The sequence below is a fragment of the Phyllobacterium sp. 01N428 genome (assembly GCF_056399405.1).
In genome coordinates this window covers 190,605-206,508 of sequence record NZ_JBFTRH010000007.1, presented here as the reverse complement: position 1 = coordinate 206,508, position 15,904 = coordinate 190,605, and the positions used below count along the sequence as shown (strand labels likewise).

Annotated in this window: 17 protein-coding genes; 12 read left to right on the top strand and 5 right to left on the bottom strand. The window is 58.9% G+C overall.

Features of this window, described 5'->3' with window-relative positions; all coding sequences use genetic code 11:
• Window positions 1–3: 3 nt before the first annotated feature.
• Both AC1DNI_RS17970 and AC1DNI_RS17965 read right to left on the bottom strand, forming a co-directional pair.
• A complete protein-coding gene (locus AC1DNI_RS17970; RefSeq protein WP_477692820.1) occupies window positions 4–1,269 on the bottom strand; it encodes an alpha/beta hydrolase in 1,266 nt (421 codons plus the stop codon).
• A gap of 140 nt (window positions 1,270–1,409) precedes the next feature.
• Window positions 1,410–2,042, bottom strand: coding sequence for a response regulator (locus tag AC1DNI_RS17965; protein WP_027231580.1), 633 nt, complete (start codon window positions 2,040–2,042; stop codon window positions 1,410–1,412).
• A 232-nt stretch (window positions 2,043–2,274) separates the two neighbouring features.
• Between AC1DNI_RS17965 and AC1DNI_RS17960 the strand changes: the two genes are divergently transcribed.
• The 6 genes from AC1DNI_RS17960 (at window position 2,275) to AC1DNI_RS17935 (ending at window position 7,628) form a co-directional block, all read left to right on the top strand.
• The gene (locus AC1DNI_RS17960) at window positions 2,275–3,234 is read left to right on the top strand and encodes an ABC transporter substrate-binding protein (protein ID WP_477692819.1); all 960 of its coding nucleotides are present in this window, start codon (window positions 2,275–2,277) and stop codon (window positions 3,232–3,234) included.
• Entirely contained in the window at window positions 3,231–3,923 is a 693-nt protein-coding gene (locus AC1DNI_RS17955) for a L,D-transpeptidase (RefSeq protein ID WP_027231578.1), read from the top strand. The genes AC1DNI_RS17960 and AC1DNI_RS17955 overlap by 4 nt, the downstream gene beginning before the upstream one ends.
• Before the next feature lie 22 nt (window positions 3,924–3,945).
• Entirely contained in the window at window positions 3,946–4,275 is a 330-nt protein-coding gene (locus tag AC1DNI_RS17950; protein WP_477692818.1) for a hypothetical protein, read from the top strand.
• Between the two features lie 72 nt (window positions 4,276–4,347).
• Window positions 4,348–5,835 carry a DUF3300 domain-containing protein gene (locus AC1DNI_RS17945; protein ID WP_477692817.1) on the top strand — a complete coding sequence of 496 codons (1,488 nt, stop codon included), beginning with the start codon at window positions 4,348–4,350 and terminating at the stop codon, window positions 5,833–5,835.
• A 43-nt stretch (window positions 5,836–5,878) separates the two neighbouring features.
• A complete protein-coding gene (locus AC1DNI_RS17940; protein WP_477692816.1) occupies window positions 5,879–6,811 on the top strand; it encodes a DUF2950 domain-containing protein in 933 nt (310 codons plus the stop codon).
• A 28-nt stretch (window positions 6,812–6,839) separates the two neighbouring features.
• Entirely contained in the window at window positions 6,840–7,628 is a 789-nt protein-coding gene (locus tag AC1DNI_RS17935) for a hypothetical protein (RefSeq protein WP_477692815.1), read from the top strand.
• Window positions 7,629–7,679: 51 nt separating this feature from the next.
• On the opposite strand, the gene AC1DNI_RS17930 is transcribed toward AC1DNI_RS17935, so the two are convergent.
• The 3 genes from AC1DNI_RS17930 to AC1DNI_RS17920 all read right to left on the bottom strand — a co-directional run bounded on the left by AC1DNI_RS17930 (window position 7,680) and on the right by AC1DNI_RS17920 (window position 9,758).
• Entirely contained in the window at window positions 7,680–8,096 is a 417-nt protein-coding gene (locus AC1DNI_RS17930) for a hypothetical protein (protein ID WP_477692814.1), read from the bottom strand.
• Between the two features lie 209 nt (window positions 8,097–8,305).
• The gene (locus AC1DNI_RS17925; RefSeq protein WP_477692813.1) at window positions 8,306–8,761 is read right to left on the bottom strand and encodes a tetratricopeptide repeat protein; all 456 of its coding nucleotides are present in this window, start codon (window positions 8,759–8,761) and stop codon (window positions 8,306–8,308) included.
• 22 nt (window positions 8,762–8,783) lie between these two features.
• Entirely contained in the window at window positions 8,784–9,758 is a 975-nt protein-coding gene (locus tag AC1DNI_RS17920; protein WP_477692812.1) for an MBL fold metallo-hydrolase, read from the bottom strand.
• Between the two features lie 84 nt (window positions 9,759–9,842).
• Here AC1DNI_RS17920 and AC1DNI_RS17915 point away from each other — a divergent pair, with 84 nt between their 5' ends.
• The 6 genes from AC1DNI_RS17915 (at window position 9,843) to pstA (ending at window position 15,898) form a co-directional block, all read left to right on the top strand.
• Window positions 9,843–10,187, top strand: coding sequence for a hypothetical protein (locus AC1DNI_RS17915; RefSeq protein WP_477692898.1), 345 nt, complete (start codon window positions 9,843–9,845; stop codon window positions 10,185–10,187).
• Window positions 10,069–10,809, top strand: coding sequence for a sigma-70 family RNA polymerase sigma factor (locus AC1DNI_RS17910; protein ID WP_477692811.1), 741 nt, complete (start codon window positions 10,069–10,071; stop codon window positions 10,807–10,809). Before AC1DNI_RS17915 ends, AC1DNI_RS17910 begins: the two co-directional genes overlap by 119 nt.
• Window positions 10,806–11,594, top strand: coding sequence for an anti-sigma factor family protein (locus AC1DNI_RS17905; protein WP_477692810.1), 789 nt, complete (start codon window positions 10,806–10,808; stop codon window positions 11,592–11,594). Before AC1DNI_RS17910 ends, AC1DNI_RS17905 begins: the two co-directional genes overlap by 4 nt.
• Window positions 11,595–11,989: 395 nt before the next feature.
• A complete protein-coding gene (locus tag AC1DNI_RS17900; RefSeq protein ID WP_027231569.1) occupies window positions 11,990–13,033 on the top strand; it encodes a PstS family phosphate ABC transporter substrate-binding protein in 1,044 nt (347 codons plus the stop codon).
• A gap of 85 nt (window positions 13,034–13,118) precedes the next feature.
• Window positions 13,119–14,585 carry a phosphate ABC transporter permease subunit PstC gene (gene pstC / locus AC1DNI_RS17895; protein ID WP_477692809.1) on the top strand — a complete coding sequence of 489 codons (1,467 nt, stop codon included), beginning with the start codon at window positions 13,119–13,121 and terminating at the stop codon, window positions 14,583–14,585.
• Entirely contained in the window at window positions 14,582–15,898 is a 1,317-nt protein-coding gene (gene pstA, locus AC1DNI_RS17890; RefSeq protein WP_091945724.1) for a phosphate ABC transporter permease PstA, read from the top strand. The genes pstC and pstA overlap by 4 nt, the downstream gene beginning before the upstream one ends.
• The last annotated feature ends 6 nt before the right edge of the window (window positions 15,899–15,904 follow it).

Sequence of the window (15,904 nt, the reverse complement as noted above, 5' to 3'; positions counted from 1 at the left end):
ACCCTAGTAGCTCAGTTCCTTCGATGGTGTCGGGCTGCCCAAGGTCGAACCGAGTTCGTCGCTCTTCTTCGGCATGCGCTTTGGCTCTTCAATCACGGTCAGCGGCGCCGCCACGGTTTTCGCTGCGATATTGCCGACGGTGCTGACCGATCCGGCAACGACTGCCGTGATGCCCTGTCCAAGCGAGACGTTGGAGTCCGTCAGCGTCTGCCCGGTCACGAGGCGCTGGCCGATAAGCTGGACCACTTGCGGGCTCTCGGCGAACTTGCCGTGGTTGAGGCTATCGCCGGCTTTCACCTTGGTGAGGTCGATAACGGTGATGCCTGCGTGTTCCAGCTTCGAGCGGTAAGGCTCCTCCGCCGGATTGATGGCTCCAAGCCGCTGCACATCGCCGGAGATGAAACGCGACGCGGCGAGAGCGCGGTCGTCCTGCGAAACGAAAATCGTGAACTTCGGGCGCTTTTCTCCCATCTCGGTGAATTGCCGCGCGAACACATCGACATCGATATCCGGTGAAGCGAGGATCACATTGTCGATCTTCGGCGCTACGCGTCCATCGCGAATTGCCATCTGGCGCAGCGACTCCATGGCAAGCCAGGTGCCCATCGAGTGGGCCATGACCGTGATATCCTTAACTTCAGGATCGTTGGCGAGCGTGCGCAAGGTTTGCTCGAAGGCGACGCGCGAATAGTTCGTGCTTTCCTTGTCGTAATTGTAGTCGAAGACGCTGGCGCGCGAAGGCCAAGTAAACAGGATCGGCGTCACCTGTGCGCCGGAGTCGTGCACGATCTGGGCAAAGCGGAAGACGGAGTCCTCATAGCGATTGTTGAACCCGTGCACGAAGACCAGCGCATGGCCGCCGACGACATGCTCGCGGAACCAAGCGCGTCCTTCGGCAACCGAATTCAATTCCTTCACGTGGGTGACCGCGAAGTCGGTCTTCGGATTGGGCGGAAGCCGCTTCGGCCACTGTACGGTGCCGGGTTTGCGAATCTTGTCGGAGGGGATCGAGACCGTGATATCGGTCATGTAGGGTTTTGGACTACGCTCGCCGGTAAAGAGCGTTGCCGGATCGTCCGACGGCACGCGGCTTGTCACGACCAGCATGTCGACCGACGAGCCACCGGTCGCACCGGTGGTCATGACCGGCGCCATCACGCCTTTGGGGTGCCCTGCGCATCCGGCAAGGGCCAAACCAAGGACAATAATGGCAGGGGAGAATGTGCGGACGGACCGGAACAAACGTGCTTTCGAATATTGACGAACCATGGTCAGGCTTTCAAACAGGCGGATTGCTCCGAACTAAGACAAAACGATACGCGCCGAACGACGACAATGTGTACATGCTGGCTTGAGCTAGTAGTGGACGAAAATGTCAGTTTGTTAAAGCTCATGCGACGGCCATCCGGTCAAGCTTCGATCAGCCGATTGCGAATCGCGTAGCGAACCAGCGAGGCGGTCGACTTCGCATCGAGCTTGCGCATCGAGGCCGCCCTATGGCTTTCCACGGTCTTTTCACTGAGACCGAGGATTGCTGCCGTCTCCTTGTTGCTGTGTCCCTCGGCGATGAGCTTCACCACTGCGGTTTCGCGCGACGTCAGGACACTCGGGGAAGCGTCCGCCTTGGCGAGATAGGACGAGACCAGGATGTCCGAGACGGTTTTGGTGAAAAACGGCTGGCGATGTTCCAGGGCCTCGACGGCCTGTACGAGATAGAGCGTTGCGTCCGATTTCAGGAGGTAGCCGCGAACGCCGGCCTCCAGGATGCTGCGCAGCAATGCCTCATTGTCATGCTGGGTGAAGATGAGGACTTCGGTTTTGGGACTGTGCAGCCTGATCTGGCGCGCCGCTTCCACGCCGTTGATGAAAGGCAGGGCATAGTCGAGGATGGCGATGTCAGGCTCGCTGAGGCGCGCCTGTTCGACGGCGTCGCGACCGTCGCCGGCTTCCGCCACGACCTCCCAGCGATCGCGCTTCGACAGGATCGCGCGGACGCCCTGTCTGACGATCTCATGGTCGTCCGCGATCAGAATTCGTGTCATGCCAATCCTCGTATTCATCTGCCACGATCATCTCGCCGGCACGGTTTACCCCTACACTGGAAACGGCGATGCGGCAAAAATTAACTGTTACGTACTTCCGGTAACGGACGCGATGTTGGCTAATGCGCGCAACGAAACAGCGGGAGCGCTGAACATGAGTCAACGATCGTTCGGGAGCCATTTGCAATCTGTGGATGAGCTTGGCTTGGGGGGACCGGCGCTGCGAAAGAGGATGGCACGGTTGGGACAGACCGCAGCGTTGACGTTGCTGCTGGCAATGGCCCAGTCCGGACTGGCCGGCGCCGCCGATCTTGTGGTCGCAATGCCGAACTGGCCTTCGGGGCAGGTGACGGCCAACATCATAAAGAGCGCCCTGAAAAAGGAACTGAGCCTCGACGTCGAGGTTCGCGAGATGGGTACGATGATCGCCTTTGCCGGCCTTGCGTCGGGCGAGGTCGACGTGCATCCCGAAGTGTGGCTGCCGAACCTGAATTCTCTCGTCACCAAATATGCCGACAAGGTTCAACTCGCCGATACCGGCGTCGATGCTTGGCAGGGCATCTGCACGACCAAGCAGACGGTCGAAAAGACCGGAATCCACTCGGTCACCGATCTCTTGGACGCCAAGAAGACCGCCGCCCTCGATACCGACGGCGATGGCAAAGGCGAGATGTGGGTCGGCGCCGAAACCTGGTCGTCGACGGCCATCGAGCAAATCCGCGCCAAAAGCTATGGTTACGACAAGGACCTGCAGCTTCTGCAAATGCCCGAGGACATGGGCATGGCGTCAGTGGATGCGGCCGAGGCCGCGGACAAGCCCGTGGTCTTCGCCTGCTACAGCCCGCACGTCGTCTTCAAACTGCATGATATCGTCAAGCTCGACGAGCCGGCCTTCGACCCCGCCAAGTGGCACGTCGTCCTTCCCGCCGACGATCCCGACTGGCTCGCCAAATCAAACGCGCCCGTCGCATGGGACAAGGCGCATTTTCACATCGCCTATGCCAAGGCGTTGGCGACGCGCAAGCCCGAGGTGACCAAGTTCCTCGAAAGCATCGATTTCACGCCCGAGGAAATCACCGACATGAGCTATGCGGTGGAAGTCGACCGCCAGACACCGGAAGACTACGCCGAGGCCTGGGTGGAAAAGAACCCGGATCGTATCGCGAAGTGGGTAAAGGGGGGAGGGCAATGACCATGCACCTGCGTAATCCGTTGAGGGCGAAGCTCGTTGCCGGGGTGGCGGTGGCAAGCCTTGTTCTGGTCGCTCCGTTCGGACTTGGTTTCGCGCAAGTTCCAAAGACCCAGATTTACGATGTGAAGACGCGTACCTGGATACCCTACGACAGCCGCAAGGCGCGCAAATACTACGCCGCCAATGGCCAGGTTCCGGAAGCGTTCAGACGGCAAATGGTTACGTTCCGCACGGCCGAAAAGCCTGGAACGATCATCATCGATGGCAACCAGCATTTCCTTTATCTGGTCAAGGGCGGCGGTCAGGCTGTTCGCTACGGTATCGGTGTCGGCCGTGACGGGTTTGGTTGGGCAGGCATCGTCCGCGTCGGCCGCATTGCCGAGTGGCCGACCTGGACTCCGCCCGCAGAAATGGTGGCGCGCGATCCGAACGCCGTCAAGTTTGCCGGCGGCATGCCCGGCGGGCCCGACAATCCGCTCGGCGCAAGGGCGCTCTATCTCTATGATGGCGACCAGGACACCATCTACCGCATCCACGGCACGCCTGAACCCTGGTCGATCGGACTTAACGTCTCGTCGGGCTGCATCAGAATGAACAATGACGATATCGTCGATCTTGCCTCACAGATACAGGTCGGCGCCAAGGTGATCGTGCTCATGCAGGGCGCTTCACTTTACAAAGGTGTTTAAGCAACTGGAGCAGGGGGACACGATGCTTTGGAAGTCTGATCGGGAATACACGAAAACGCTCGTCTGGATTGCGCTTGCCGCTGGCACCTTGACGTTCGGGGGATGCGTATCGAATACGCCTGCGCCCGAAAACATGGCGAGAAACACGCAGCAGACTGCTCCAGCCGACCTGCAGGTCGCCTGTGCCAACGCCGCGACGCAAAAGTTCGGCGCCGATCACGCTTCGGTGCTGCCGGTCAGTTCGAGCGCGCTCGACGGCGGGAAATACCAGATCATACTCGAGGCAAAGGGTCAGCGCTCAACCTGCCTGATCGACCAGACGGGGCAGGTGCTGTCGCTCGAAAAGATGTGAGTATTCTTACGTAACCATAAGCAAGCAATGAAATTGCCTGTCGCGAAAGCGAACCACCAAGGAGATGCCGGAATGCCATTGCACTACAAGACGATTGCCCTCATTTCATCAGTCGCATTCATTTTATTTTCCGGACCTGATTTAAATTATGCCTTCGCCCAGACCGCCGCCGCACCTGCACCGGCAGCGGCGCCCGCCGCAACGCATGCAACGCCCGCCGCTGAAGCTCCGGTACTGATGACGGCGGACGAACTGCAAATCCTCGTTGCGCGGATCGCGCTCTATCCAGACGATCTTGTCGCATTGGTATTGTCGGCCAGCCTCAACCCGCTGCAGATCGTGCAGGCTGAGCGGTTTATAGAACAGAACAAGCCAAACGCAAAGCCGGATGCTGCATGGGATGGAAGCGTGGTATCGCTTCTCAACTATCCGACGGTCCTGAAGATGATGAGCGACGACCTTGATTGGACGCAGCAGCTCGAAACCGCCGTCGTCAATCAGCAGAAGGACGTGCTCGTCGCCATCCAGGATTTGCGTGACAAGGCGGTTGCAAATGGCACGATCAAGTCCAACGACAAGGTCGTCGTCGAAACCAAGAACGACAATGTGATCATCCGCCCGGCCAAGAAGGAAGTGACCTACGTTCCGACCTATGATCCCGTCATCCTGACGAGCCCTACCTATGTCGCGGCCGCGCCCATTGTCTACGGCGACCCCTATCCGTCCTACTATTATCCTTACGCGCCGTATTGGGCCGGCTTCGTGACCGGGGTCGCGTTCGGTGCCGCCGTCGATTGGGATAACTGGCATTCGTGGGGAGGCAATGACGTCAACATCAACGTCAACAACTTCAACCGCGACGATTTCCATTTCGACAGAAACAACATCAACAATCTAAATTTCGACAACAGCAAGTTCAATTTCGATCGCGATTCGATCACGAACAATCTGCGCGAAAACAATGCGAACCGTCTCGATCTCAAAAACGGCGGCTTGCAGAATCTTGGCGCTGGCGGCGGCCTTGCCGGCGTCGGATCGCGGCTGCAGAGTTCTGATGTTCGGCGCGACGTCCAGAATCAGCTGAAGCAGGGCGGCGGCAATCTTGCCGGCAAGCTGCAGGGGCAGGGCGGCAACCTCGCTGGCAAGCTCCAGGGGCAGGCCGGCGGCGGCAATCTTGCTGGAAAGCTCCAGAATCAGGCTGGAGGCGGTGATCTCGCAGGCAAGCTGCAAAATCAGGCCGGGAACAGGAATATTGGTCAGAACAAGGGCAATGTGCGTGCCAATGCGCAGAAGGCCGCGGGCCGCGTCGACAATCGCCCAAGGCAGCCGAGCGCCCTCGGCAATTACGGACCGGGTCGCGACGCGCGTTCTGCCTCGCAACGGGGCAATCTGAGCCTCGGCGGCGGTGGCGGCGGACAGCGCTTCCAGGGCGGCGGCGGTGGCTTCCAGGGCGGCGGTGGGCGCTTCCAAGGTGGTGGCGGCGGGTTCCACGGTGGTGGCGGTGGTTTCCACGGCGGTGGTGGTGGTTTTCACGGCGGCGGTGGCCGTTTCCATCGCTGACCGCACTCAACACCAATTGCGCATTCCTTGAAGGGATTTCGATATGTACAGGACAACTTTCAAAATACTGCTTGCCTCCGCCTTCATTGCACTGGCGGCCCCCTCTGCACCATCATTTGCGGCGGAACCCTCCTTGCAGCGTTTCGTCGGCGCTGAGCCGCAAATGTTCAAGGAACCGGGCGAAGCGCTCGATGCCTTGAAGAAAGACCTCGATGCAAAGGACGTGGATGCCTTGGCAAAGGTTCTGGGCCTCAACGCAGCGGCTGCGAAGAAATCCGATGATTTCGACGACCGGCTGAGCGATCTCCAGAAGGCATCGAAGGAGCGTGCCGAACTCAAGGATCGCGAGGATGGCTCAAAGACCGTCATCCTTGGAAATCTCGACTGGCCCTTCCCATTTCCGCTGGTCAAGCACGATGCCGGTTGGCAGTTTGATACGCTTGCCGGCCTCGAAGAGGTCGTGGCGCGGCGAATCGGTGAAAACGAACTCGAAGCTATCAAGACCATGCGCAATTACGTCGCCGCGCAGGTGCTTTACGCCCAAAGCGATCACGATGGCGATGGCGTGCTTGAATTTGCCCAAAAGCTCATTAGCGACAAAGGCAAGCAGGATGGACTTTATTGGCCATCGGCAGGCGGCGAGGAGAGCCCTGCCGGCAATTTCGGCGAAGCAAGCAAGATCGAGGGCGCTCCTGCCTCGGATCATGGGTATTTCGGCTATCGCTACAGAATACTCAGGTCACAGGGCGATAACATCGCCGGCGGCAAGTATGATTTCGTCATCAATGGCAACATGATCGCAGGTTACGCGCTGATCGCCTGGCCGGCGGTCTATGACGAAACGGGCGTCAAGACATTTGTTGTGAGCCATCATGGCACCATCTACGAAAAAGACCTTGGCCCGGCTACCGATAAGCGCGCAAAGGAGATAAGGTCATTCAATCCTGACAAGTCATGGGAACCGGTCGAGGATTGAGTGCTTGCGCAGAACTCGGGGGAATGACATGAAAAATCCTATCGCACTTGTGTCCGTACTGGCTGCGGGTCTGCTCGCCGCCAGCCCGGTACGCGCCGCTGATATTTACTCCGCGATGGCGCCGGAAATGAATCAGGTCGAGAGGGACGGTTGGACATTCGCGGTCAGCCCCTATTTCTGGGCGGCGGGAATGTCCGGGGATACGGGCGTCTTCGGCCTCCCGCCCGTACACACGGATATGAGCTTCAGCGATATCTGGGACGAGCTTGACTTTGCCGCGATGACAATCGGCGAAGCGCGCTACGACCGGTACAGCATTTTTGCCGACGTGATGTACAGCAAGATTTCAGACGCATCGGGGACACCGCGAGGAATATTGGCGGATAGCGTCGGTGTGTCTTCCGAAACGTTCGCCGGCCTGCTCGGCGGCGGCTATTCGGTGCTGCAAAACGACCGAGGCAATCTCGACCTCGTCGCAGCGGCCCGTCTCTGGTACGCCAAGACTGAGATTTCATTCAACGGCGGCATACTTGACGGCGTCGATCGAAGCGACAGTGCTACATGGGTTGATGCGCTTGCCGGCGTGCGCGGCAAATATTCGCTTACCAACAATATCTATTTAACAGGCTGGGGCCTGGTTGGTGGCGGCCAGGCAAACCTTGATTGGGACGTTGCGGGTGGGATCGGCTATTCGTTCAACGAGAAGGTATCGGCCGTAGCCGGCTATCGTGCCCTCGGGGTCGACTACAGTGATGACGGTTTTGTTTTCGACGTTGTCCAGCAGGGCCCGATCCTCGGCGTCGTCTTGCATTTCTGATCAGGAAACGTCAAAGGGCTCGCCGCATTATAGCGGCGAGCCCTTGTCTATTCACATGTCGCACTTCTGGTAGGTGACATACATATTGTCGCCGAACGGATCGTAACGCTGGAATGTCTTTGCGTCGACGATCTTGAACGTGACCGTCATGTCATTCTGGATCATCGAGTCGACGCAGCTGAGATTGGCCGAAACCCGGTCCTTCTGCTTGCGAACGCTCTTTGTTGTGCAGATCGCGTTGGGCCCTGCGACCTTGCTTCCCGTAACCAGCAACCCGGTGGACGTTGACGCCGTTCGGTCCTTGAAGACCGTCGACTTGCCCTTCTTGGTGAAGGTGTCCTCGCATTTGGTGCCGTCCATGGTCCAGGCCCCCTGCAGTTCCTTTATCGTCGCAGCCATCACGCCCGTTGCCATGCAAAGGCTGATCACACTGCCCAAGAGCGCGACCTTGCTCATTTTACCCGTCATCGAGTTCACTCCGATTTGTTTTAGTGGTGGCGCGATAGGGTTCCGAGTTCTTGCCGGACTTGGCGCTGCCAAACGATATACGGCTACGGAATGCCAACCATGTCAACGGCTTCCGGCTCATTTACTGCAAGGAATGGTTGCATATATCGCGATCGAAAAATGCGGTCGGCGCACGTCGCGGGCGGCAAGTAACCGCCCGCGACATTGGTTCATCTCGCCGCAATGAAGTTGCGCAGATCATCCAGTTCTTCGCAACCAGCCGGACATAGCTTGGTCAGCGAGGCAAGCTGTTCCTGCGCCTTGTCCATCTTGCCGGTCTCGACATAGAGCTCGCCGAGATATTCGTGGGCGCCCTTATGATCCGGTTCAAGTTGCAATGCCTTGTCGTAATAGGTGAGGGCGGTGTCGAAGTCGCCGGTCTTGCGCAAGGTGAACCCGAGGAGGTTGTAGACATCAGCCTGCTGGTCGGTCTCGGCCAGGTCGCGAAGCTCGGCCAAAGCACCGGCATAGTCCTTTGCATCGATCTTCGTGCGAACCGAGGTAAGGTCCACCGTCGGGTTGGGCTCGATGTTGTCGACCGCGTAGGCCGGCGTTATTGAACCCAGCGGCGTGAAAGCCGTGGTGGCGGCGAATGTCAGCAGGCCGATAAGTACGTGCTTGATCATAATTTCATGCTCCTTTGTTTGGTCAGGCTTGAACGGTCGGGGTAAAGGCATAGGCGTTGCCGTCCTTTACGAATGTTCCCGATCCCGGAAACGGGAAGTGCGACCCGCAGATCTTGATGTTGTCAGCGATGACGCGGTCGATAAGCTTGTGCCGGGTAGCGATCGCCATGGGACCGTCCTGATCATAGCTCCCCTGCCACTCCGGATGCGGCGCCAACAATGCGGGCACGTACATCGTGTCGGCCGACACCATCAGTTGCTCACTGCCCGAGGTGACGAGGAACACCGAATGTCCGGGCGTGTGGCCGGGGGCGGCGATCATCTGGATGCCGGGCGCTACCTCGGCTCCATTCTCGACGCGGGTCCAATTCTTCCAGGTGGGGAACACCGAGGCGATGCGCCGTCCTGCCGCTTTGCGGCCCTCGGCCAGCTTGTCGACCCGACCGGGGTCCGTCCACCACTGATACTCGGAGTCGTTGACGATGATTTCGGCGTTGGGGAAGATCGGGGCGTTGGTCTGCTTTTCCATGAGGCCCCAGACGTGGTCGGGATGGAAGTGCGAAATCATCAACGTATCGATCTTGGTATAGTCGATGCCCGCAGCTTTCATATTTGCCGGCAGATGCGTTGCGTTGGCCTGCCACTGGCCGACGCCCGAGCCTGCATCCATCATGATTACGCGGTCACCGACCTTGAGGACGACGACGGTGAGCGGTATCGGCATGAAATCGGTGGTTAGCCCGGCCTTCGCCAGTGCTTGCTTCGTCTCGTCGACGGAAGCGTTCTTGATGAACGCCGGATCGTGCGGCTTGCGCCAGATGCCGTCATAGATGGCGGTCACTTCAATGGATCCGACCGTGTATTTGTAGAAGCCGGTTGCCGGCTCAACTTGCGCTTCGGCACGCGCGGGCAGGGTGACTTCCAATTTGCGCGCGAGGCCGAAGGCGGCGGCCGAGGCGGCCGCTCCAAGGACTGTACGGCGTGTAATATCAAACATGTGCTCGTCTCCTCGTAAAATGGTTCATTCCGGGCGGAGAACTTTGTCCGATTGAATGTTCGATCCGCTGCACAAGGAGACTGAATGGAAGGCGATTTTATTCTCGCACCGAGTCGAAAAATCCAACAAGCCATTGAATTGAAATGGATATATTTGGTTTGTCCGAAAGAGCGCGGTCACGCCGGCATTTTCGGCCCGTCCCAAAAACGAGGGCGTCTCAAAAAAATCATCGATGTGGAGAATATTTCACGCGGCAGGACGATCTACCTGGTGAATGCGGCTTTTGCCGCTCGATGTTCAGTAGGCAAAAATGACAATTGTACGAGGCATGCGCATGGCGCTTACATCGACTTTGCTGCCGCAAAATCCGGCCTTCACCTGGCTGTCCGGGCTATTCGATTTCAGGAGTGCGGGCGACCGTGGATTTAAGCCACGGGCGAATACCACGCTGTTTATGGTTTCGTCGGCAGCTGCAAGAACGCCCATCGTGGACGAGGCCCGTTCGGCCCGCTTCAACCAACTCATGCTTCCGCAACTGGACGCGGCCTATAATTTCGCACGCTATCTCAGCCGCGATAGCGACGCCGCGCAGGATATCGTCCAGGACGCCTTTTTGCGGGCTTATCGCAATTTCGACGGCTACCTCGGCGGCGATGCTCGCGCCTGGATATTTGCCATCGTCAGGAACTGCTACTTTGCGTGGCAGCAGGAGCGGGGTCGCAAGCGCCGGTTCGAGGCCCCTCTTGCCGAATCTGCGCATTCCGATGAAGCCGGAGCCGAGGCGCCCGACATAGCGTCGGAGGAAGATACGCCGGAAGACGTGCTTATCCGGGCGTCCGAATCGGAGCGGGTTCGCTCCATCATCAACGCGCTCGCCGACGACCTGCGGGAAATACTGGTATTGCGCGAACTCGAACAGCTTTCCTACCGCCAGATCGCCGATATCATCGATGTGCCGATTGGAACCGTGATGTCGCGGCTCGCCCGGGCACGACGGGAGTTCGGCCGGTGCTGGCGCAACGAGAACGGCGATGAGGAGGCAGCAAAATGAGCAAGACCTCTCACGCCTGCCCGGACTGGTTTGTGATGATGCACGGTTATATCGATGACGAACTCGATGCGGTCCATGCGCTCGCATTCGAAGAGCATCTCCAGACCTGCGCGAACTGTGCAAGGGAACTCGACAACGTCCGATCGCTGAAGCACATGATGTCCCAGGACAATGTTCGGTGGGCGATGCCGCCGCAGGTCCGCGAGACAATTCTTGCAGCAATTACGCAGGAACAAAGCGGGGCGCGCGCACAAGCCAACCACTGGGCTGCGTGGCTGCTGCAATTCACCAAGCGCTGGAGCTACATTCCTTCCTTTGCCGCCCTGGCGGCGAGCCTTTTCTTGGTCTTCTCGCTGCCGCAGACGCAAACGTCGCTGCAGGATCAAATTCTCGCCAGCCATGTCCGTTCGTTGATGGTCAGCCATCTGACCGACGTGCTGACCTCAGACCAGCACACCGTGAAGCCGTGGTTCAACGGGAAGGTCGATTATTCGCCGCCGGTGGTCGATCTTTCGGCGCATGGCTTTCCCCTCGTCGGCGGCCGCATGGACTACATTGACGGCAAGGCTGTCGCAGCGCTCGTCTACCGACGCAACGCCCACGTTATCAACGTGTTCGTGTGGCCATCCGCACCAGCGGCAAACAGTGAAAGCGTGCGGGAAGGGTATAATCTGATCAAATGGTATGAGGATGGCCTGACGTTTTGGGCGGTTTCCGATGTCAATCCGTCCGACCTCCGAGCATTTCGCGAGCTTTTTGCCAACGCGGTCGAGAAATCGGGCTAGAACGTTCTCCCGCTCGTTTTGATGCCCTCAACGGCGCACAGCCTTATTGCGGGCCCGGAGAATTTAGCGAAACTTTCGAGCGTGACCGGGCATGTTAAGCTGGCTAAGTTCCTGTCCTGCGGCAACTTGGCCGGCTTGTCGCCGCCTGTCGCAATTTTATCCGGAGAAGCTGCTGGAATCATTGATCATATTCGATTGAGCCCATCTACACCCAATTCAGTAGACTAATAAGGTTTTGGTTTCAGTGCGATTTTCGATTCACGTGCTGGATAAGGGCCCACGCAACCTCTGCAACATAACTGTTACAATGCTGTCATATGACTGTAATAAAGCTTCTATAGACCGCAGCCGACGTTAGAGGCGTCACACGAATTAAACCAACAGGAGCTGCTCCTATGAACAAGCTAATTTCCACGGCCGCAGTGCTTGCAATTGCGGTGGCCGCATCGACGGTGGGTGCATCTGCCCGCGACCAGATTCAGGTTTCTGGCTCCTCGACCGTGCTGCCCTATGCCAAGATTGTTGCCGAAACGTTCGGTGAGACCTTCCCGAACTTCAAGACGCCGGTTGTTGAATCCGGTGGTTCCGGCGCAGGCATCAAGGAATTCTGCAAGGGCGTCGGCGAAGACACGATCGACATTGCCAACTCTTCGCGCCCCATTAAGGACACCGAGCTGAAGTCCTGCGTGGACGCTGGCGTCAAGGACGTTGAAGAAATCCGCATCGGCTATGACGGCATCGTTTTCGCCACCGACATCAAGGGTCCGGACTGGAAGATCGTCCCGAAGGACATCTACACCGCTCTCGCCGCTCAGATCGTTGTTGACGGCAAGCTCGTAGACAATCCGAACACCAAATGGAACCAGGTCAACCCGAACCTTCCGGATTGGGACATTGCTGCCTATATCCCCGGCGAAAAGCACGGCACCCGTGAAGTTTTCGAAGAGAAGCTGATGACGGGCGGCTGCAAGGCTTCCGGCGCTGCTGACGCAATCAAGAAGCTCGGCCTCGACGAAAAAGCTTCGGCTGCTGCCTGCGTCAAGATCCGCAAGGACGGCAAGGCCATCGATATCGATGGCGACTATCCCGAGACGCTTGCCCGCATCGACGCCAACAAGACCGGCGTTGGCGTATTCGGCCTCGCTTTTTATGAAAACAATGCCGACAAGCTGAAAGTCGCGACGGTTTCGGACGTAGTGCCGAGCACCGAGACGATCGCTTCGGGCAAGTATCCGGTCTCGCGTCCGCTGTTCTTCTACGTCAAGAAGGCGCATCTCGGCGTTATTCCGGGCCTGAAGGAATATGTCGACTTCTTCCTCAGCGATCAAATGATCGGCGAAGACAGCCCGCTTGCCGAATACGGTCTCGTACCGGCTCCGGAAGCAGAACGTAAGGCCCAGCGCGACGCGTTCGCCGCCGGAACCACGATGAAGAACTAAATTCCTGAGGGACAGGGGCGGCGCGAGCCGCCCCTGTCCCGTTTCGAATTCAAACTGAATTACAGGACAGATCGGGGAAAGCTTGATGTCCACGTCATTGGTGTTTGTCATTGTCCTTGCGATCGGCGTTATCGGATACTTCCTTGGGCGCCAGCGCGCTGTCAGCAAGAATGACGGAAGCGTAAAGCCGCACTCCCTGCCGCACTACCATGCCTGGTGGGTATTCCTGGCTTCGGCGTTGCCAGCGATCCTGTTCCTGGTCGTCTGGGCCGGCGCGACCAATATCTACCTGGAGCGCTCCGCGATTGCTGAACTGCCAGTCCGTACGGCTGACACCGTTATCGCCAGCCAAAGCCTCGAACTCGGCATGGTCAGCGGCATTGCCCGCGGCCTCGGGAAGCTGACGACCGATGAGATGGCCAATCTTCCCCAGACCTTCGCCGAGTTGCGCCCGCTGCTTTCAGCCAAGGGTGTGGCGCTCGCGCCCGACGGTCAGGACTATATGATCCCGATCGCCGTTGAGTGGAACAAGAACACCCAGCGCGCGAATTATATCGGCGGCATCATAGCCCTTCTTCTGGCGGTCGGCGGCGCACTTTATGGCCTGTCGGGCGTTCATGTTCGGGCGAGGGCGCGCAACAATGTCGAGCGCGTCATCCTCGGTGCCCTGCTCGCTGCCTCCACGATCGCCATTCTGACAACCGTCGGCATTATCCTGTCGATGTTGTTCCAGACGCTCACCTTCTTCCAGTCGGTCTCGCCGGCAAGCTTCTTCTTCGGCACCGTATGGGATCCGCGTTTTGCCGCGGCTGGGTCGGGCGGATCACAAGGCCAGTTCGGACTGATCCCGCTCCTTGCGGGCACACTTTACATCGCTTTCGTCGCCATGCTTTTCGCCGTCCCGGTCGGCCTCTTCTCGGCCATCTACATGGCGGAGTATGCGAGCCGCGGCGTGCGCTCGGTCGTCAAGCCGCTGCTCGAAGTGCTCGCCGGCATCCCGACCATCGTCTACGGCTTCTTCGCGCTCGTCACCGTCGGACCGTTCCTGCGCGACCTCAGCGCGGCGCTTTCCGGCGGCTATGCCTTCATCCAGGCGCAGAGCGTTCTCACCGCCGGCATCGTCATGGGCGTCATGCTGATCCCGTTCGTCTCGTCGCTCTCCGACGACATCATCACCGCCGTGCCGCAGTCGCTGCGTGACGGATCGCTCGGGCTCGGCTCGACCCGTTCCGAAACGATCCGCCGCGTCGTGCTGCCGGCCGCGCTTCCGGGCATTGTCGGCGCGCTGCTCCTGACGGCATCACGCGCCATCGGCGAAACGATGATTGTCGTGCTCGCAGCCGGTGTTGCCGCCAATCTCAACATCAATCCGTTCGAGGCGATGACGACGATCACCGTCAAGATCGTCAACCAGCTGACGGGAGACCTTGAGTTCAATTCGCCGCAAACCCTCGTGGCCTTTGCTCTCGGTCTCACGCTCTTCTTCATCACGCTGGGCATGAACATTTTCGCGCTCTACATCGTCCGCAAGTATCGGGAGCAGTACGAATGACCGACATAGCCCTCAATCCCGCTGCTGCATCGGCACGTCCCGCCCGGCGAGACATTGGATTAAAGCGTCGCTACGCTGCCGAACGCCGGTTCAAGCTCTATGGCATTGCGGCGATAGCGATCGGCATCTTCTTCCTCATTGCGCTGCTGTTCTCCGTGTTCTCCAACGGCTACACCGCGTTCTGGCAGACCGAGGTCAATCTTGCGATCAATCTCGATCCGAAGATCATCGATCCGGACAATAAGCGTGCCACCGATCCGAACGTGCTTCTGACCGCCAATTATCCGGTTCTCGCCCGTAATGCACTGGCGGAAAAGCTCGGGGTCGCCCAGACCGACAAGCCCGGCTTGCGCGAACTTGGGAAGCTTTTCTCCGATGGCGTGCGCGGCCAGTTGCGTGAGCTCGTCGTTGCAAATCCCAATCTTATCGGCACTACCCAGAATGTCTGGGTGCTTACGGGTGCCGACATCGACTCCGCATTCAAGGGCCAGATCGATCTCAGCGTCGACCAGTCGCGCCGTAAGGTTTCGGACAAGCAGGTCGAATGGATGAACAAGCTGAAGGCTGACGGCGCCATGGCCCAGCGCTTCAACACCGGTCTCTTCACCTATGGCGCGTCAAGCCGTCCTGAAACTTCGGGTCTCAGCGTCGCCCTCATCGGTTCGCTCTACATGATGCTGATCGTGCTCGGCCTCTCGCTGCCCATCGGCGTTGCCGCTTCGATCTATCTTGAGGAATACGCCAAGAAGAACCGCCTGACCGATATTATCGAGGTCAACATCAATAATCTTGCGGCGGTCCCGTCGATCGTCTTCGGTCTGCTCGGCCTCGCAGTCTTCATCAACTTCCTGCACATGCCGCGCTCGGCATCGCTGGTCGGCGGTCTCGTGCTGACACTGATGACGCTGCCGACAATCATTATCGCGACGCGCGCCGCGCTGCGTGCCGTACCCCCGTCCATCCGCGCGGCGGCACTTGGCATTGGCGCGTCGAAGACGCAGATGGTTTTCCACCACGTCCTGCCGCTCGCCGCACCCGGCATTCTGACCGGTACCATCATCGGCCTGGCGCATGCCCTCGGCGAGACCGCGCCGCTGCTTCTGATCGGCATGGTGGCTTTCGTCGCCAACAATCCGGTAACGCCGCTCGATCCTTCGACGGCCTTGCCCGTGCAAATCTACATGTGGGCCAACGAAGCGGAGCGCGCCTTCGTCGAGCGGACGTCCGGTGCTATCATCGTGCTGCTTCTCTTCCTCGCGGTCATGAACATCACGGCCATCCTTCTGCGTCGCCGCTTCGAGCGCCGCTGGTAACTGTTC